This window comes from Aurantiacibacter spongiae (genome assembly GCF_003815535.1).
Classification (GTDB): domain Bacteria; phylum Pseudomonadota; class Alphaproteobacteria; order Sphingomonadales; family Sphingomonadaceae; genus Alteraurantiacibacter; species Alteraurantiacibacter spongiae.
In genome coordinates this window covers 1,369,559-1,386,336 of record NZ_RPFZ01000001.1, presented here as the reverse complement: position 1 = coordinate 1,386,336, position 16,778 = coordinate 1,369,559, and the positions used below count along the sequence as shown (strand labels likewise).

The window sequence follows — 16,778 nt, the reverse complement described above, 5'->3', positions numbered from 1 at the left end:
ATCGACGGCCTCTGCCTAGTAGGCCTGCTGCACGTCCTGCTGCGTGATCGGCGTAATCCGGATTTCGACGCGGCGGTTCTGCGACCGCCCGGCTTCGGTCGAATTATCCGCGATCGGATACTGTTCGCCGTAACCGATCGTCTCGATCCGGGCGCGCGACACCCCGCGCGAGGTCAGGTAGTTGGCGACCGATTCGGCACGGCGGCGCGAGAGGTCGAGATTGTACTGCTCGCTACCGGTCGAATCGGTGTGGCCCATGACGTCGATCAGCGAGTTGGGGTAGTTCGTCATCGACTGCGCCACGTCGTCGAGAACGTTGCGCATGTTGGAATTGATCGTCGTGCTGTCGACCGCGAAGGTGACATCGGGGAAATTCAGCAGAATGCCGTCGCCATTGGGCGTCTGGCCCACGTCGACGCCCGTGCCGGCCGTCGCCTCTTCGAGTTCGCGAATTTGCTCGTCCATGCGGTAGCCGACGTAACCGCCGGCCGCTGCGCCGATGCCGGCGCCCACGATGCGGGCGGTCTTGCCGCCGATCAGGCCGCCCAGCAGATAACCGAGACCGGCACCGCCGACGCCGCCGATGGCGGTGCGCGAGGCGTAGCGTTCTCCGGTGTTGGGATCGGTGACGCATGCGCTGGTGCCCAGCAGGGCGAGCGCACCGATGGAGCAGGCAAAAATCTTGGTCTTTTTCATTATCATAGTCCTCACTGCGTTCAGCAGACCACATCGGCGAGTGGCCGGTCTTGCGGTGGGAAAACGCATTTTACCCGGCACCGTTCCGCGCCGATCGACAACGCACGGCGCAAGGATAGGCTTTCGCCGGGAGCGAATGTTCTGCTAGCGCGGCAGGCCTGATGGCACCGTTCCCCTGGCATTATCTTGCCGCGCTCGCCTTGCTGATTGTGCTCAACGGCGTGTTCGCGATGTCCGAGCTGGCCATCGTTTCGGCCCGCACCGCGCGCCTTCGCCTGGCCGCCGACAAGGGCAGCGGCAGCGCGGAAGTGGCGATGAAGCTGGCGGCGGAGCCCGGCAAGTTCCTGTCCACCGTGCAGATCGGCATCACGCTGATCGGGATCGTCGCCGGCGCGGTGTCGGGCGCCACGCTGGGCGGTCCGGTGGGCGAGCGCATCGCCAGCTGGAACGTGGTCGACCGCGAAACGGCGATGAATATCGGCTTCGTCCTGATGATCGCGCTGACGACCTATTTCAGCCTCGTCGTCGGGGAACTGGTGCCCAAGCAGCTGGCGCTGCGCGCCGCCGACCGGATCGCCATCATCATGGCGCGGCCGATGGCCCTGCTGGCGAAGGTCGCCGCGCCTTTCGTCTGGCTACTGGACGCATCGTCCGGCCTGCTGCTGCGGGCGATCGGGATACGCCGGGGCGGCGACCATTCGCTGACCGCCGAGGAACTCCACATGATCTTCGCGGACGCGACGCGTACCGGCGTCATCGAGGAACAGGAGCGCGCCATCCTGTCGGGCATCATGCGGCTGGCGGATCGGCCGGTGCGCGAACTGATGACGCCGCGCACCGACATGGTGTGGCTCGACGTCAATGCCGACGCGGATACGCTGCGCGCCCGTATCGCCGAATCCCCGCATTCCCTGCTGCCGGTGGCGGAAGGTGCTGCGGACAAGATGCTGGGCGTGGTCAAGGTGCGCGAGGTGCTCAGCCGGCTGCTGCGCGGCGAGACCTTCTCGCTCGCCGATCTCGCGCGCAAGAGCGAGGTGCTGCCGGACCAGCTCGATGCGATGGATGCGCTGCGCGTGCTTCAGCAATCGGGCACCGGAATGGCGATGGTGCATGACGAGTACGGTCATCTCGATGGTATCGTCACCACCGCCGACCTGCTTTCCGCCATCGCCGGCGACTTCGCCAGCCATCAGGACGAGGGCGACACGCCCATGGTGACGGAGCGCGAGGACGGCTCGCTTCTGGTGTCGGGCGGACTGTCCGCCGATGCGCTGGCGGAAAGGCTGGGTCTCGATCTTCCCGAAAACCGCGAATTCGCGACGGCGGCGGGTTACGCTCTTTTCGTGCTCAAGCGCCTGCCCGCAGAGGGCGAGCATTTTACCGAGCAGGGCTGGCGGTTCGAGGTTGTCGACATGGACGGCCGCAAGATCGACAAGCTGCTGGTAAGCGAGGCGGGGTGATCGCCTGCCCGCGCGCCTGGACCGGCGCCGCACCGTAGCCGGTGGAACACCCGGCACGACGACCCCGAGCATGCGGGGTCAAGAGACACTCAGCCGGGTATGCTCGCCCGCGCGCTCTGGCCGTCCCCTTCGGGGGCCGCGATGATGGCGCGGGTGGTCGCGCCCTTGGCGACCGTGTTGGTGTCCGTATCGCCCACGGCCGAACGGATGCCGGGCGCCGCTTCTCCGGCCTCGCGCAGGGCGCTCGTCTCCACCTGGCTGCGCGGCGCGCTGCCGCCGAACAACGCGTCGAGCGCCTGTTGCGAGGCGGTGTCGTCGGTCGGTCGCGGAGCGCCGGGAGCGGGCGGCACGAGGTGGAAATCGGGCGGCACCACCAGCGGAGCCTGGCGCGATACGGCGAATTCGTCCGGCCGGTCACGCCCGCCGATATTGATGCCGCCGCAGCCGACAAGCGCGAAGGCAAGGGTGCCCGCGATGGTGATCCGGATGGGGTTACGCATTGGTCAGGTCCTCGGAAGTGTCGTCGGCGGTCGTGGTGGCGGTTGGCGCGGCGCGCCCGCCCTCCTGCTCGTCGCTCCGTTTCTCGCGCATGAACAGCGCGCGGGCAAGGATAATCACCACCCCCACGGTGATCGCGGCATCGGCGACGTTGAAGATCAGGAACGGGCGGAAGTCGCCGAAATGCAGGTCGGCGAAATCGATGACATAGCCATAGAGGAAGCGATCGCGAATGTTTCCGATCGCCCCGCCCAGCACCATGCCCAGCGCGACGATGTCCCACAGCTTGCGCTCGCGCATCATCCACACCAGCACGAGCACGGCGATGGCGGCGGTCATGGCGACGAGAATCCAGCGCATCTCCATGCTCGTGGCTTCGAACATGCCCAGCGATACGCCGTAATTGTTGGTTCGCGTGAAATCGAAGAAGGGCAGCAGGTCGTAATGGTTGCCTACCTGCGTCAGGCCGAGCGTGTTCACCACCACGCTCTTGAGCCACTGGTCGGCAACGAACACGACGAACGCGACCACGAGGCCGATCATGCGATGGCGATTGAGAAAGCTCATCGTGCGGCGTCCAGTTCGGCGACCACGCCCTCGCACCGCGCGCACAGGTCGCCGTCTTCCGAAACCTCGGGCAGCAGGCGCCAGCAGCGGCCGCATTTGGCGTCGTCGGTCTTGGCGACTTTCACGGTATCTCCATCGTGCAGACGGACTTCACCCGAGATGAACAGCGTCATCAACTGGTCGGAAGAGAACCCTTCGGGCACCGCCGGCGCGGGCACGGATACCTCCGCCTCCAGGCCGGAGCGGATGGTCTTCTCGCGCCGCATCGGCTCGATTGCCTCCATCACCCGCTCGCGCAAGCGACGCAGCGCGTCCCACCGGTCCATATCGGCATCGGCCGGCGGGATCTCGGGCCATTCGAGCAGGTGGACCGAACCGCCGTCCGGATAGCGCGTGCCCCATACCTCTTCGGCGGTGAAGACCAGCACCGGCGCGGCGTAGCGCACCATCGCGTGAAACAGCGTGTCGAGCACGGTGCGATAGGCGCGCCGCTCGATGGAACCGGGCGCGTCGCAGTAGAGCCGGTCCTTGCGGATATCGAAGAAGAAGGCCGACAGATCCTCGTTCGCGAACTCGGTCAGAGCGCGGACATAGGCGTTGAAGTCGTAATCCGCGACCGCCTGCCGCAATCGCGCGTCCAGCCTGCCGAGCAACGCCAGCATGTACCGTTCGAGCTCGGGCATGGCGGCCACGTCCGTCACGCGCTCGTTCTCCGCGAACCCGGAGAGGGCGCCCAGCATGTAGCGGAAAGTGTTGCGCAATTTGCGGTAGCTATCGGCCACGCCCTTGAGGATTTCAGGCCCGATCCGGTGGTCCTCGGTGTAATCGACGCTCAGCGCCCACAGGCGGATGATGTCGGCGCCGTATTCCTCCATCACCTTCAGCGGATCGACCGTGTTGCCGAGCGATTTGGACATCTTGCGCCCGTCCGCGGCCATGGTGAAGCCGTGCGTCAGCACCTGGTCGTATGGCGCGCGGCCGCGGGTGGCGCAGCTTTCCAGCAGCGAGGACTGGAACCAGCCGCGATGCTGGTCGCTGCCCTCCAGATACAGATCGGCGGGGGAGCGCAGGTCGGGCCATTCGTCGCTTTCGAGCACGAAGGCGTGGGTGGAGCCGGAATCGAACCACACGTCGAGAATGTCCGTGACCATCTCGTAAGCGGCAGGATCGCGGTCCGGGCCGAGGAGCGAGGCGGCGTTGTCCTCGCTCCAGGCGTCGACCCCGTCCTGCTTCACCGCCTCGACGATGCGGGCATTGACGGCGGGATCGACCAGATACTCGCCCGAGCGGCGATCGACGAACAGCGTGATCGGCACGCCCCATGCGCGCTGACGGCTGAGCACCCAGTCGGGGCGGCCCCCCACCATGGCGCGAATGCGGTTCTGGCCCTTGGCGGGGACGAAACGGGTGGCCTCGATTTCGGCGAGGGCGGTTTCGCGCAGGGTCGTCTCCCCCGCCCCTTCAGGGGAGGGGGTCGGGGGGAGGGGGCTGCCGGCCGCGGCGGTGCGCGCATCCCCCTCTCCCAACCCTCTCCCCTCAGGGGGAGAGGGCTTTAGGGGCCGGTCCATCGGCACGAACCACTGCGGCGTGCAGCGGTAGATGACCTTCGCCTTCGACCGCCAGCTATGCGGATAGGAGTGCTGGTAATCCGCGCTCGCCGAAAGCAGCGCGCCCGCCTCCCGCAAGTCCGAGCAGATCGGGCCGTCGGGCGCGTTGAACGTGGGGTTGATGACGCTGGCGCTGCGCTCGTCGTAACGCGGCAGCCATCCCCAGTCCTCGCGATAGCGCCCGTCGGCCTCGACAACGAATTTGGGGCCGATGCCGTAGGCCTTGCACAGCTCGAAATCGTCCTCGCCGTGATCGGGCGACATGTGGACGAGGCCGGTGCCGCTGTCGGTGGTGACGAAATCGCCGGGCAGCAGCGGACGCGGCTCGGCGTAGAACCCGCCGAGATGGTGCATCGGGTGGCGGGCGATGGTGCCGGCGAGGTCGGAGCCTTTGCCGGACCAAGCTTCGTGATGGCTCGTAAAACCCAGACGCGCTTTCACCGCGCCTAACAACAACCGCGCAACCAATAACTTCTTATGAGAAACTGCGTCCGCGTTTGTGAAGGAAGCATCGTTTAACGCACGATCATAAGACGGCGTGAGCAGAACGTAATCAATCTCCGGCCCATACGCCAGCGCCTGGTTAACCGGAATGGTCCAAGGCGTCGTGGTCCAGATAACCGCATGCGCCCCGACCAGCTCCGCGATCGGCGACTCAACGATCTCGAACGCCACGTCGATCTGCGTCGAGACGATATCCTCGTACTCGACCTCCGCCTCGGCCAGCGCGGTCTTCTCGACCGGGGACCACATCACCGGCTTGGCGCCGCGATAGAGCTGGCCTGACTCCGCGAATTTCAGCAATTCGGCGACGATGCCCGCCTCGGCCTCGGGCGCCATGGTGAGGTAAGGCTTGTCCCATTCGCCGCTGACGCCCAGTCGCTTGAACTGGTCGATCTGCACCTCGACCCATTTCTGCGCGTATTCGCGGCATTCCTGGCGGAATTCGGCGGGCGGCACGGCGTCCTTGGAGCGCTTTGTCTTGCGGTACTGCTCCTCGACCTTCCACTCGATCGGCAGGCCATGGCAGTCCCAGCCGGGCACGTAGGGCGCGTCCTTGCCCAGCAGCGTCTGCGTGCGCGTCACCGCGTCCTTCAGCACCTTGTTCAGCGCGTGGCCGATATGGATGTTGCCGTTGGCGTAAGGCGGGCCGTCGTGGAGGATGAATGTCTCGCGCCCGGCCCGCGCCTCGCGCAGCTGGCGGTAGAGCCCCTCCTCCTCCCAGCGCGACAGGATGCCCGGTTCCTTCGCGGGGAGTCCGGCCTTCATCGGGAAATCCGTCCTGGGCAGGAAAACCGTGTCGCGGTAGTCGCGCTTGCCTGTATCGTCGCTCATGATGCCTGTTCGCCGTTTCGGGGCGCACCTAGGCGTTTCACCGCCTCCTCGCAATCCTTGGCCATCTGCGCGCGCAGCTCGTCCATCGAATCGAACTTCGCCTCCGGCCTGATGAAGGCGCGAAAGGCGATGTCGAGCTCCTGCCCGTAGAGATCGCCGGTGAAGTCGAAGAAATAGGGCTCGAGCAGTTCCCGGGGCGGATCGAAGCTCGGCCGCACGCCGACATTGGCCGCACCGAGCAGGCGCTGCCCGGTCGCCAGCACGCGGCCCGATACGGCATAGATGCCGAAGCGCGGGCGCAGATAGCTGCCGAGCTCGATATTGGCCGTGGGATAGCCCAGCTCACGCCCGCGCTTGTCACCGTGGACCACGGTGCCGCGCACGGTGAAGGGACGGGTCAGCAATTCGCAGGCGGTATCGCATTCCCCCGCTTTCAGCGCATCGCGAATGCGGCTGGACGAGACGGTCTGGCCGCGCGTCCCCACCGGGCCCACGGTGCGCGCCTCGATCCCGCAGCTTGCGCCGATGGCCTTCAGCACCTGCGTATTGCCGCCGCGATCCTTGCCGAAGGTAAAGTCCTCTCCCGTTACCACGCCGCTTGCGCCCAGATGATCGCCCAGCAGATCGCGCACGAAGCCCTCGGCACTCATCGCGGCAAGATCGTCGTCGAAATCGAACACCAGCATCGCGTCGGCCCCCGCGGCGCCGAACAGTTCGTTGCGCTGATCGAGCGTCGTCAGGCGGAAGGGCGGGACATGCGGTGCGAAATGGCGCACCGGATGGGGATCGAACGTGGCGACGATGGCGGGCCTGCCCTGCAACCGCGCCATGTCGACCGCCTCTGCCACGACGCGCTGGTGGCCAAGGTGAAAACCGTCGAAATTGCCGAGAGCGATCACGGCTCCGCGCAGCGCGTCGGGCACGCGGTCGCGATGGTGGAGAATCGTCATGGCCGCGCCTGTTGGGGGAGCGGGCGCGGCGGCGCAAGGGGCACGCGCGCCATCGGTTCCAGCCCGCGCTCCAGCACCCGCAGAGCGTTGCCGCCCATGACCTTGCCGATCTCGCTGTCGGTAAAACCCGCGTCCATCAACGCCTGCGTGACCTGTACCAGGTGCGACGTGTCGAAGCGGGTCGTCACCGCCCCGTCGAAATCGCTGCCGAGTGCGGCGTGGTCGACGCCGGCGACATCGGCCACGTGCCGTATGGCGCGGGCGATGGCGGCGGGCGAGGTGTCGCACACGGCACCCGGCCAGTAGCCGATGCCGACGATCCCTCCGGTCGCGGCGATGCCGCGTATCTCGGCATCGGTCAGGTTGCGGTTCTCCCGGCAGGTCGCCTGTACCCCGCCGTGGCTGGAGACGACCGGCCGCCGCGCCATCGCCAGCACGTCGGCGACGCAGGCATGGCTGCAATGGGCGATGTCGACGACCATCCCCATGCGCTCCATCCGCCGCACCGCCTCGCGCCCGGCATCGGTCAGCCCGCCCTTCGTAGTCCCGTGCATCGATCCGGCGAGAAAATTGTCGAAGAAGTGAGTCAGGCCCGCCATCCGCACCCCGGCGGCGTACAGCCGGTCGAGGTTGTCGAGATCGCCTTCGAGATCGTGAAGTCCCTCTACCGACAGCATCGCAGCAACCGGCCCCGGCGCGCCGGTACGCCGGACCTGTCCGAGATCGGACCCGTTTCGCACCAGAACCAGGCTGCCGCCCGACGCCTCCGCCGCCCGTTCGAGTTTCGCCGCATGGTAAAGCGAGCGCTCGAGCAGCGATCCCCATGTCCGCACCGGTTGCAACTGCCCGACCACGAGCGGCGTGATCGTATCGGTCTCGCTTGTGTTCGCCTCGTAGTTCTGTCCGCGCGGCGTCTTGGTGACGCTCGAGAAGACCTGCAGCGCGACGTTGCCATCCCGCAATCGCGGCAGGTCGATATGCCCCCGCTGCGCGCGGGTCAGCAGGTTGCGGTCCCACAGCAGGGTATCGCCGTGCAGGTCCACGATGGTGAGCGCGGCATGCAGGTTTCGTGCCTCGTCGCTGACCGGCGGGAGCCGCTGGCCGTCAACCCGGTTCATGCTCCGCTCCGCAATGCCGGGCGCAACTGCGAAGAAGGCGAGCGCCACCAGCGCAAGCCCGGCAAGCACCAGCAACGGCCAGCGCCGCATCAGCGCGCTCGCCGCTCGTAGGTCACGAAGTCGAAAGGCGGATGGGCGTCTGCGGCGGGGCGGCATTCGCGCGCCACCTCCCGCCACGATGGATCGTCGGCGGGGGATCGCATCGTGGTGTCGCCGCCGGTACTCTCGTATATCTCGGTGAGTTCGAAGCGGCCCCCGTGTTCCCACAGCAGGTCGAACACCTCGGCCCCGCCGATGACCGCGAAGCCGTCATCGCCGGCCAGTGCCTGTGCCGCTTCCGGGGAATGCGCCACTTCCGCGCCGTCGGCCCGCCAACCCGCCTGCCGGGTAAGGACGATGTGACGGCGCCCGGGCAACAGGCCAGGCAGGCTCTCGAAGGTCTTGCGACCCATGACCATCGGCCGGCCCATGGTCAGGCGCTTGAACCGCCGAAGATCTTCGCGGATCGCCCACGGCACCGCGCCGTCATGGCCGATGGTGCCATCGGTTGCGCGGGCGACGATGAACACGATGTCGGTCATGCTATCCGACCCGCGTGACGTGACCCATCTTGCGCCCGGCGCGCGCCTCGCCCTTGCCGTAGAGATGGACATGCGCCGTCGGGTCCGAGCAATGGCGCCGGATATCGAGCGCGTCGGGACCGATGAGATTGTCCATCACCATCCGATGCGCGACGCTGCCTGTGTCGCCGAGCGGCAGGCCGCAGATCGCGCGGATGTGGTTTTCGAACTGGCTGGTGACGGCACCCTCGATCGTCCAGTGGCCCGAATTGTGGACGCGGGGCGCCATTTCGTTGAACACGGGGCCGTCTTCGGTGGCGAAGAATTCGAGCGTCAGCACGCCGACATAGCCCAGTGCGGTGGCGACCTTCTCAGCGAGATCGCGCGCCGCACCCACCTGCGCGTTGACGATGGCGGGCGGGGGCAGCTCGCAATGAGCGAGAATGCCGTCATCGTGGCGGTTGCGGGTCGAATCCCAGAACCTTGCCGCCCCATCCCGGCCCCTTGCCATCACCACCGAGAATTCGCACTCGAACGCCACCTTCCGCTCGTAAACCGCACCCGTATGCGGGACGCGTATGCCGTTCGCGTCGGCGGCACCGGTTATGGTCCACTGTCCCTTGCCGTCATACCCGTCGCGCCGGGTCTTGAGGATTCCGGGCGTACCGATCCGTTCTAGCGCGGGAACAAGGTCGCTGTCGTGATCGACGGCGGCGAAGGGCGCGGGGCGGCCACCGAGATTCTCCACGAAGCGCTTTTCGCGCACCCGGTCCTGGGCGACTTCCAGCGCCCGCGGCCCCGGAGCCAGCAGATCGGCGGGAAGGGCCAGCAGCGGTTCTGTCGGTACGTTTTCGAATTCGTAGGTTATGACTTCGCAACCTTGCGCGAAGGCCGCCAGCGCTTCCCGGTCGTGCCATTCGGCGCTGGTGAAGGAAGCGGAAACCTCGGCCGCGACGCAGTCCTTCTGCGGTGCGTAGATATGGCAGCGATAGCCGAGCTGCGCGGCGGCCATGGCCAGCATCCGCCCGAGCTGGCCGCCCCCCAGAATGCCTATCGTGGAACCGGGCTCGAGCATGTCAGGCCACAGGCCTGTCCGCTACGTCCCCGGTCTGCCGCGCGCGGAACGCCCGCAGCCGATCGGCGAGCGAATCGTCGGACAGGGCAAGGATCGAAGCTGCGAGCAGCGCCGCGTTCGTTGCCCCCGCCTCGCCGATGGCGAGCGTGCCGACCGGCACGCCAGCCGGCATCTGAACGATGGACAGCAGGCTGTCGAGACCGCTCAGCGCGCGGCTCTGCACGGGCACGCCCAGCACGGGCAGATGGGTAAGGGCGGCAATCATCCCAGGCAGATGTGCGGCCCCTCCCGCGCCCGCGATCACGACCTCGAACCCCTCCTCCGCCGCGCCCTTGCCGAAGGCGTGAAGCCGATCGGGCGTGCGATGGGCGGATACGATGCGCGCCTCGCACGAAACCTCCAGCTGGCCGAGTGTATCCACCGCGGCCTGCATGGTCGGCCAGTCGGACTGGCTTCCCATGACGATGGCGACCCTGGATGCGGTCCTGTCCATGTCCTCAGCTATCCTTCAGGTAGTACCGTTCACCCGGCTGCATCGCCTCGTCGAATTCGTAGACGATCGGCTGCCCGGTAGGAATTTCGAGGCCGGTGATATCCTCGTCCGAAATGTTCGAGAGATGCTTGACCAGCGCGCGCAGCGAGTTTCCGTGGGCGGAGATGATGACCGTCTCGCCCCCCGCGAGCTGCGGTACGATGTCGCTCTGCCAGTAGGGCAAAACCCGCTCTATCGTCAGCTTCAGGCTCTCGGTCTGCGGTACGTCGATGCCGGCATAGCGGGGGTCGGCGCCCGGATCGTAGCGATCGCCCCTTTCCATCGGCGGTGGCGGGGTGTCGAAGCTGCGCCGCCAGATATGAACCTGTTCCTCGCCGTGCTTTTCCCGGGTCTCATCCTTGTCGAGTCCGGTCAGCCCGCCGTAATGCCGCTCGTTGAGGTGCCAGTCCTTGACCTCGGGGATCCACAGCCGTCCGCACTCCTCCAGCGCGAGATGCAGCGTCTTGATGGCCCGGGTTTGCAGCGAAGTGAAGGCCATCGTCGGCAACACGCCCTTTTCCAGCAACAGCCGGCCGGCGGCTCGGGCTTCCTCCGCGCCCTTTTCGGTAACATCGACGTCCCACCACCCGGTGAAGCGGTTTTCGAGGTTCCACTGGCTCTGGCCGTGGCGGACGAGGATCAGAACGGGCATGGTGTCGGCTCTCCCTGCAAGGCGCGGTCGGGCGTTAGCCGCCGCGCGCGGGATTGGAAAGGTCGCGATCCGCCGACGTGCCGGCCCCGCCCTTGGCCCTGGCCTGCGCCTTGCGCCGCCGAAGGTTCTCGCGAAGCTTTTCGGCGAGCCGTTCCTCGCGCCCGCGTCCGCTGTTCGTGTCGTCCGATGCCATGCCCTTATCCTTGCCGCAACCGCGTGCGCGCCTCAAGCTCGGCTTGACTTTCGGCCCTCGCCCGACAATAGCGCGCGCCTGTTTCGACAATGTGCCGCGGTAGCTCAGTGGTAGAGCGCACCCTTGGTAAGGGTGAGGCCGAGAGTTCGATCCTCTCTCGTGGCACCATTCTTCCATGCGTTGCCCTGTGGCAAGGCCCCCGAGCAGGCGGGCGCGATGGAAAATGGAAACGAGAGGGCGCGGCGTTCGCTTACCGGCCTACAGCGCTCGACGGACGAACTTGCCCGTGCGTGCCGACCGTGCCACTTTCCCGCCATGCACGACCTCATCGCCGATGACGCATTTGCTCGCCCCGGTCGGGATGACGGATACGGGGAACTGACGAAGCTCGATCCGGGATACGCGACCGTCCTGCGTATTCGCGGGGCGCTGATACTCCTGCCCCTGATCGCGGGCGGGGTAGGCCTTTCCGTGGCAGGCGATCTGCCGCCCCTTGTGCCGGTTCTCCTCCTGATTTTCATCGCGGCGATCCTGCTGATCTATCTTCCGATGCGCCGGTACGCCGCGCGCGGTTACGATATGGGCGAGGATCGGTTGCAAGTGGTGAAGGGCGTCATGTTCCGTTCCGACACCGTCGTGCCGTTCAGCCGGGTGCAACATCTGGACGTCGAGCAGGGACCGCTCGAGCGCGCCTTCGGCATCGCCCGGCTCATTCTGCACACGGCGGGCACGCACAATTCGTCGGTGACCCTGCCGGGCCTCGCCCACGTCGATGCCGTAGCGATGCGCGAGGCCATTCGCCGGCACGTGAAGCGCGAATCGCTATGAGCGCGGCGGCGGTTGCCGAGGCGGGCCTGCCCGAAGTCGCCGAGATCGACGAATGGCAACGCGTCAATCGGCTCAGCGTCCTTGCCGAGAGCGTGCGGGCGCTCGCCAGATCGGCCTTGCCGGTACTGGCGATCTTCGTCGGCTCGGCCGCCCAGGATGGTCAGGGTCTGTCCGCCATCGCGCCGTTCGCCGTTCCCATAGTGCTTGGCATCGTGGCGCTGAACTTGGGCGGAAGCTGGCTTCGCTGGTGGCGGCTGCGCTACCGTATCGGCGCGAACGACGTGCGCGTGGAGCAAGGCGTGCTCAGCCGCACTGCGCGCTCGGTCCCCTATGACCGTATCCAGGACGTCAGCCTCGAACAGAAGCTGATACCCCGGCTGCTGGGTCTGGTCGAGGTGCGCTTCGAGACGGGCGCCGGCGGCAAGGACGAACTGAAGCTCGCCTATGTGACCGAGGCGGAGGGCGAACGCCTGCGCGAAACCGTGCGTGCGCTCGCCGAGGAGGAAAGCGGTTCGGCGATACCTTCGGAACAGGGAGAGGGGGAAAGCAGTACAGCGGCGTCGGAGGGCGGACGCACGCTTTTCGCAATGGGGCCGCGCCGGTTGTTCACCTACGGCCTCTTCAATTTCTCGCTTGTCGTATTTGCCATCCTATTGGGCGCTCTTCAGCAGTTTCAGGGTTTTGTGCCGTTCGACCCGTGGGGATGGCTCGCGGCGTTCGTGACCGATGGCGGTTACGTCACGACCGGCAGCTACCTGTCCCATCTCGGCTTAGCGGCGCAGATTGCCGCCGCGCTCTACTTCGCTGGCGGGATCGTCGTTGTCGGACTCGCGAGCGGGGTCATCATCACCTTTTTGCGCGACTGGAAATTCCGGCTCGAGCGAACGACACGGGGGTTTCGGCGGCGACGCGGGCTGCTGACGAAGACCGACGTGATGATGCCGGCCCACAGGGTGCAGGCGATGAAGGTCTCGACGGGATGGCTGCGGCGCCTGTTCGGCTGGCACGGCCTGTCCTTCATCAGCCTGGCGCAGGATTCGGGCGCGGCTAACCATGACGTCGCGCCGTTTGCCAGGATGGCGGAGATCGCGCCAATCGTCGAGGAAGCGCAGTTCGCCCTGCCGGTCGACGCGCTGGACTGGCGCCGATCGAGCCGGAGATACCGGACCGATCGACTGTTGTTGAGTGCCGGCACGTGCTTCATCGCGGCCGGCGCGTTTCTGCTGGCGAAGGCTGTCCTTCCCGCTGATGCGCGCGGGCTTGGTCTGGGTGCCGTGCTGATGGCGGCGATCGGAGTGATGTTCGCAGCGCAACAGGCCTTTTTATGGCGACACCAGAGACATGCCCTGGACGAAACCTTCCTCTTCACGCGGCGACACTGGCTCGCACCCGAAATGAAGATCGCCAGCCGGATCAAGCTGCAGTCCGTCGAGATTTCGCAAGGCCCGCTTTCCCGACTGCGCGGCTATGCCGACCTCAATTTGGGCCTTGCGGGAGGGAAGCTCGCCATTCCCGGCCTGCCGCTCGAAGAAGCCCGCCGGATCCGGGGAGAGATCGTAGGGTCGATTACTGCGGTCGATTTCGCGAAATTGCCCCGCTGACGGCGATCAGCTTTCGATTTGCGCGCGTATGTCGGCCCATTCCGGATGCTGGCGAAACTGCGCCTCCACGTAGGAACATTGCGGAACGATCGTGAAGCCGTTCGCCCTGGCGTCGGCGATCATCGCTTCGACCAGTTTCAGCGCCACGCCCTTGCCGCGCGCCTCGGGCGGGGTGAAGGTGTGAGTGGCGACGCGGGCCTCGCCACGCGCCTGCCATGTCAGTTCGGCGGGCCTGTCGGCTCCCTCTACCCGGGCGCGGTAGGCGCCGTGCGTAGTTTCGTCGGTGGTTGTGATATCGATATCGGACATGGGCAGGTTCTCCTTCTTGCGCTCAACCGGCAGGGCGGGCAGGGCGTTCCGCGATGCAGTTCCTTTCCGACAATGCCGCCCCCGTCCATCCGCAGGTCTGGCGCGCCCTGCAGGCCGCCGATGACGGCGATACGCCATACGACACCGATGCCCTGAGCCGGGAGATGGATGCGCGGTTTTCGGCGCTTTTCGGACGCGAATGCGCTGCTCTGTGGGTCGCCACCGGCACGGCGGCGAACTGCCTCGCGCTGGCGACGATGGTCGAACCGCATGGCGGGGTGATCTGCCACGAGGAGTCGCATATCGAACAGGACGAATGCGGCGCGCCGGGGTTCTACCTCCACGGGGCCAAACTGATGCTCGCTCCGGGCGAGGGCGCGAAGCTGAGCCCGGAAGCGATCGAGATGCGGCTGAAGGGCATCACCCGCGGCGTGCATCAGGTGCCTGCACAGGCGATTTCCATCACGCAATCGACCGAATACGGCGTTGTTTATCGACCCCGCGAACTGGCGGCCATCGGTGCGCTGGCGGGCGCGCACGGACTGGGCCTTCATATGGACGGGGCGCGTTTCGCCAATGCGGCGGCGTTCCTCGGCGGTGAGCCAAGCGAGGCGGTGGGACCGGCGGACGTCCTGAGCTTCGGTTTCGTCAAGAATGGCGGCATGGGGGCCGAGGCCGTAGTGTTCTTCGACCCCGGGAAAGCCGAGGTCGCACGCTGGCGACGCAAGCGGGCGGGGCACCTGCAAAGCAAGGGCCGCTTCCTCGCCGCACAGATTCTGGCGCTGCTTGAGGACGATCTCTGGCTTCGGAACGCACGTGCCGCCAATGCCGCCGCGCAGGAAGTGGCGGGCGGAGCGACGGATCGTCTGCTTTGCCCGGTTGAAGCCAACGAGCTGTTCGTGCGCGCTGATGCCGCCGAACGAGCCGCGTTGCGCGAGGCCGGCTTTGCCTTCTACGACTGGAACGACAGCACGATCCGCGTCGTGACAAGCTGGGCGACCGATCCCGCCCACGCGGCTGCCTTCGGCAAGGCGATCGCCAGGCTGTGAGCGCATGGCAGTGACAGCGATGCAATCCGATCACGCGTTGCTTCGTCCACGCATCGTCATCCCCTTCGTCCTGACCGGCATCATCTGGGGATCGACCTGGTGGGTCATTACCGATCAGATTGACGGAATGCCGCCAAGCTGGTCGGTCGCCATCCGCTTCCTGGTGGCGACGCCCGCCATGTTCGTGCTGGCCGCGGCCATGCGCCGCCCCTTGCGTATCGGGCGCGGAGGGCAACTGCTCGCCCTGTTCATCGGCGTCGCGCAGTTCTGCGGCAATTTCAACTTCGTCTACCGGGCCGAACTTCACCTTACGTCGGGGATCGTGGCGGTCATGTTCACCATGCTCATCGTGTCGAATGCGACACTGGGCTGGTGGCTGCTTGGCCAGCGCATCACGCGTAATTTCGTGATCGGCACCATGATCGCGCTGGCCGGAATATCGCTACTGCTGCTCCACGAAGCGCGCCTCTCGCCCCTCGGCGGAAACGTCTCGATCGGGATCATGTGGGCAGTCCTCGGAATTCTCGCCGCCAGCCTCGCCAATGTCGTTCAGGCGAACGAGACGGGGCGGTCGCTCCCCATGGTCAGCCTGCTCGCCTGGTCGATGTTTTACGGCACGCTGGCAGACATTGCCCTCGCCTGGATTACCGCCGGACCTCCCACCCTCCCGGACCGGGCGAGCTTCTGGGCGGGGATCGCCTGGCTGGCGCTGTCGGGCAGTATCGTCACCTTCCCCCTCCACTACACGCTGGTGCGGCAGATCGGCGCTGGACGCGCGGCCTATAACGGCATCGTCACCGTGATCGTCGCCATGTTGCTCACCACCCTGTTCGAGGATTACCGGTGGAACCCTGTCACCATTTCCGGAGCGGCGCTGGCCCTGATCGGCCTGGTCATCGCGTTGCGCGCGCGCGCAGCACCCCGACCGCGCCTCTAAAGCAAGCTGCGTAGTCCCTCGCGATAGGTCGGATGGCGCGGGCGCCAGTTCAGCACCCGCCTGGCCTTGCCGTTCGCCACACGGCGGTTCTCGGCATAGAAGCTGCGCGCCATCGGCGACAGGCCGGCCTCATCCAGGGTCAGCAGAGGCGGCGGTGCAACGCCGAGCAGGCGGCAGGCCTCTTCGGTCACGGCGTTGTGACTGGCCGGGAGATCGTCGCCCAGATTGTAGGCACCCGGTGGTGCCGGGCCCGTCAAGGCCGCCATCACTCCGCTCACGATGTCGTCCACATGCACGCGGCTGAAGACCTGCCCGGGATGGTCGATCCGGTGGGCCGAACCATCGCGCACCTTGTCGAGCGCATTGCGTCCCGGCCCGTAAATGCCCGGCAGGCGAAACACCCGCGCACCGAGGCGGAGCCACAGCGCATCACATTCGGCCCGCGCCGTTCGCCGCCCCGTACCGACAGGAGAGCTCTCGTCCACCCAGGCGCCGCGCGTGTCGCCGTACACTCCCGTGGATGAGAGATAACCGTACCACGCCCGCCCGAAATCGCGCCCGTAGGTGTTCAGCGCCGGGTCCAGTCCGCTTTCGCGGTCGGGGGGAACGGAAGACAGGACATGCGTTGCCGCATCCAGCGCGGCCCGCACTCCATCGCCATCGGCAAAGTCGATGTCCCCGTCGCTCCCGGTTGCGTTCACCGTCCAGCCGGCTTTTTCGACGACGGCCTTGACCCGAGACGCCGTATAGCCAAGTCCGAAGATGAACAGATGTGTCACAGGCGCGTTGTAGCCATTCTACCGCCCATGCC

The 16,778-nt window shown here is 66.5% G+C and carries 18 protein-coding genes and 1 tRNA gene; 6 read left to right on the top strand and 13 right to left on the bottom strand.

Annotation, left to right across the window (positions count from 1 at the left end):
- Nucleotides 1–15: 15 nt before the first annotated feature.
- On the bottom strand, nucleotides 16–696 hold the full coding sequence (locus EG799_RS06715) for an OmpA family protein (protein WP_123879682.1): 681 nt from the start codon (nucleotides 694–696) through the stop codon (nucleotides 16–18).
- Nucleotides 697–857: 161 nt separating this feature from the next.
- Between EG799_RS06715 and EG799_RS06710 the strand changes: the two genes are divergently transcribed.
- On the top strand, nucleotides 858–2,156 hold the full coding sequence (locus tag EG799_RS06710) for a hemolysin family protein (protein WP_123879680.1): 1,299 nt from the start codon (nucleotides 858–860) through the stop codon (nucleotides 2,154–2,156).
- Nucleotides 2,157–2,245: 89 nt separating this feature from the next.
- On the opposite strand, the gene EG799_RS06705 is transcribed toward EG799_RS06710, so the two are convergent.
- From EG799_RS06705 to EG799_RS13970, 10 genes are read right to left on the bottom strand one after another with little or no spacing between them, the layout of a single operon-like run.
- A complete protein-coding gene (locus EG799_RS06705; protein ID WP_123879678.1) occupies nucleotides 2,246–2,656 on the bottom strand; it encodes a DUF3035 domain-containing protein in 411 nt (136 codons plus the stop codon).
- A complete protein-coding gene (lspA, locus tag EG799_RS06700) occupies nucleotides 2,649–3,221 on the bottom strand; it encodes a signal peptidase II (RefSeq protein WP_123879676.1) in 573 nt (190 codons plus the stop codon). The genes EG799_RS06705 and lspA overlap by 8 nt, the downstream gene beginning before the upstream one ends.
- A complete protein-coding gene (ileS, locus tag EG799_RS06695) occupies nucleotides 3,218–6,163 on the bottom strand; it encodes an isoleucine--tRNA ligase (RefSeq protein ID WP_123879674.1) in 2,946 nt (981 codons plus the stop codon). Before ileS ends, lspA begins: the two co-directional genes overlap by 4 nt.
- A complete protein-coding gene (locus tag EG799_RS06690; protein WP_123879672.1) occupies nucleotides 6,160–7,113 on the bottom strand; it encodes a bifunctional riboflavin kinase/FAD synthetase in 954 nt (317 codons plus the stop codon). Before EG799_RS06690 ends, ileS begins: the two co-directional genes overlap by 4 nt.
- Nucleotides 7,110–8,321: a dipeptidase gene (locus tag EG799_RS06685; protein ID WP_123879669.1), complete on the bottom strand. Its 1,212-nt coding sequence runs from the start codon at nucleotides 8,319–8,321 to the stop codon at nucleotides 7,110–7,112. The genes EG799_RS06690 and EG799_RS06685 overlap by 4 nt, the downstream gene beginning before the upstream one ends.
- Nucleotides 8,321–8,812 (bottom strand): dihydrofolate reductase, encoded by a 492-nt coding sequence (locus EG799_RS06680; RefSeq protein ID WP_123879668.1) that lies wholly within the window; start codon nucleotides 8,810–8,812, stop codon nucleotides 8,321–8,323. Before EG799_RS06680 ends, EG799_RS06685 begins: the two co-directional genes overlap by 1 nt.
- 1 nt (nucleotide 8,813) lies before the next feature.
- Nucleotides 8,814–9,866, bottom strand: a complete 1,053-nt coding sequence (locus tag EG799_RS06675) for a 5-(carboxyamino)imidazole ribonucleotide synthase (RefSeq protein ID WP_123879666.1) — start codon at nucleotides 9,864–9,866, stop codon at nucleotides 8,814–8,816.
- Nucleotide 9,867: 1 nt separating this feature from the next.
- On the bottom strand, nucleotides 9,868–10,359 hold the full coding sequence (gene purE / locus EG799_RS06670) for a 5-(carboxyamino)imidazole ribonucleotide mutase (RefSeq protein ID WP_123879664.1): 492 nt from the start codon (nucleotides 10,357–10,359) through the stop codon (nucleotides 9,868–9,870).
- 4 nt (nucleotides 10,360–10,363) lie between these two features.
- Nucleotides 10,364–11,050 (bottom strand): 2,3-diphosphoglycerate-dependent phosphoglycerate mutase, encoded by a 687-nt coding sequence (gene gpmA / locus EG799_RS06665; protein WP_123879662.1) that lies wholly within the window; start codon nucleotides 11,048–11,050, stop codon nucleotides 10,364–10,366.
- Between the two features lie 34 nt (nucleotides 11,051–11,084).
- A complete protein-coding gene (locus EG799_RS13970; protein WP_158611032.1) occupies nucleotides 11,085–11,243 on the bottom strand; it encodes a hypothetical protein in 159 nt (52 codons plus the stop codon).
- Nucleotides 11,244–11,336: 93 nt separating this feature from the next.
- Between EG799_RS13970 and EG799_RS06660 the strand changes: the two genes are divergently transcribed.
- From EG799_RS06660 to EG799_RS06650, 3 genes are all read left to right on the top strand, one after another.
- A tRNA-Thr gene (locus EG799_RS06660) sits at nucleotides 11,337–11,411 on the top strand.
- Between the two features lie 147 nt (nucleotides 11,412–11,558).
- Nucleotides 11,559–12,071 (top strand): PH domain-containing protein, encoded by a 513-nt coding sequence (locus EG799_RS06655; RefSeq protein WP_123879659.1) that lies wholly within the window; start codon nucleotides 11,559–11,561, stop codon nucleotides 12,069–12,071.
- Nucleotides 12,068–13,672 (top strand): PH domain-containing protein, encoded by a 1,605-nt coding sequence (locus EG799_RS06650; protein WP_123879657.1) that lies wholly within the window; start codon nucleotides 12,068–12,070, stop codon nucleotides 13,670–13,672. Before EG799_RS06655 ends, EG799_RS06650 begins: the two co-directional genes overlap by 4 nt.
- Nucleotides 13,673–13,678: 6 nt before the next feature.
- Here the strand turns inward: EG799_RS06650 and EG799_RS06645 are convergent, their stop codons facing one another.
- Nucleotides 13,679–13,981, bottom strand: coding sequence for a GNAT family N-acetyltransferase (locus EG799_RS06645; protein ID WP_123879655.1), 303 nt, complete (start codon nucleotides 13,979–13,981; stop codon nucleotides 13,679–13,681).
- A gap of 53 nt (nucleotides 13,982–14,034) precedes the next feature.
- On the opposite strand from EG799_RS06645, the gene EG799_RS06640 reads away from it, so the two are divergent.
- Nucleotides 14,035–15,030, top strand: a complete 996-nt coding sequence (locus EG799_RS06640) for a threonine aldolase family protein (RefSeq protein WP_123879653.1) — start codon at nucleotides 14,035–14,037, stop codon at nucleotides 15,028–15,030.
- Nucleotides 15,031–15,034: 4 nt separating this feature from the next.
- Complete coding sequence (locus EG799_RS06635) at nucleotides 15,035–15,967, top strand: DMT family transporter (protein ID WP_234029058.1); 933 nt, start codon at nucleotides 15,035–15,037, stop codon at nucleotides 15,965–15,967.
- Here the strand turns inward: EG799_RS06635 and EG799_RS06630 are convergent.
- A complete protein-coding gene (locus tag EG799_RS06630) occupies nucleotides 15,964–16,746 on the bottom strand; it encodes a Rossmann-fold NAD(P)-binding domain-containing protein (protein ID WP_123879651.1) in 783 nt (260 codons plus the stop codon). The genes EG799_RS06635 and EG799_RS06630 overlap by 4 nt on opposite strands.
- Nucleotides 16,747–16,778 lie beyond the last annotated feature (32 nt).

Coding starts and splice junctions, on each gene's coding strand:
- EG799_RS06705 (WP_123879678.1), bottom strand. CDS start 2,656: ATGCGTAACCCCATCCGGATCACCATCGCGGGCACCCTTGCCTTCGCG.
- purE (WP_123879664.1), bottom strand. CDS start 10,359: ATGGACAGGACCGCATCCAGGGTCGCCATCGTCATGGGAAGCCAGTCC.
- EG799_RS06635 (WP_234029058.1), top strand. CDS start 15,035: ATGGCAGTGACAGCGATGCAATCCGATCACGCGTTGCTTCGTCCACGC.
- EG799_RS06715 (WP_123879682.1), bottom strand. CDS start 696: ATGAAAAAGACCAAGATTTTTGCCTGCTCCATCGGTGCGCTCGCCCTG.
- ileS (WP_123879674.1), bottom strand. CDS start 6,163: ATGAGCGACGATACAGGCAAGCGCGACTACCGCGACACGGTTTTCCTG.
- EG799_RS06650 (WP_123879657.1), top strand. CDS start 12,068: ATGAGCGCGGCGGCGGTTGCCGAGGCGGGCCTGCCCGAAGTCGCCGAG.
- EG799_RS06645 (WP_123879655.1), bottom strand. CDS start 13,981: ATGTCCGATATCGATATCACAACCACCGACGAAACTACGCACGGCGCC.
- EG799_RS06710 (WP_123879680.1), top strand. CDS start 858: ATGGCACCGTTCCCCTGGCATTATCTTGCCGCGCTCGCCTTGCTGATT.
- EG799_RS06680 (WP_123879668.1), bottom strand. CDS start 8,812: ATGACCGACATCGTGTTCATCGTCGCCCGCGCAACCGATGGCACCATC.
- EG799_RS13970 (WP_158611032.1), bottom strand. CDS start 11,243: ATGGCATCGGACGACACGAACAGCGGACGCGGGCGCGAGGAACGGCTC.
- EG799_RS06690 (WP_123879672.1), bottom strand. CDS start 7,113: ATGACGATTCTCCACCATCGCGACCGCGTGCCCGACGCGCTGCGCGGA.
- EG799_RS06655 (WP_123879659.1), top strand. CDS start 11,559: ATGCACGACCTCATCGCCGATGACGCATTTGCTCGCCCCGGTCGGGAT.
- EG799_RS06640 (WP_123879653.1), top strand. CDS start 14,035: ATGCAGTTCCTTTCCGACAATGCCGCCCCCGTCCATCCGCAGGTCTGG.
- EG799_RS06675 (WP_123879666.1), bottom strand. CDS start 9,866: ATGCTCGAGCCCGGTTCCACGATAGGCATTCTGGGGGGCGGCCAGCTC.
- EG799_RS06685 (WP_123879669.1), bottom strand. CDS start 8,321: ATGCGGCGCTGGCCGTTGCTGGTGCTTGCCGGGCTTGCGCTGGTGGCG.
- lspA (WP_123879676.1), bottom strand. CDS start 3,221: ATGAGCTTTCTCAATCGCCATCGCATGATCGGCCTCGTGGTCGCGTTC.
- gpmA (WP_123879662.1), bottom strand. CDS start 11,050: ATGCCCGTTCTGATCCTCGTCCGCCACGGCCAGAGCCAGTGGAACCTC.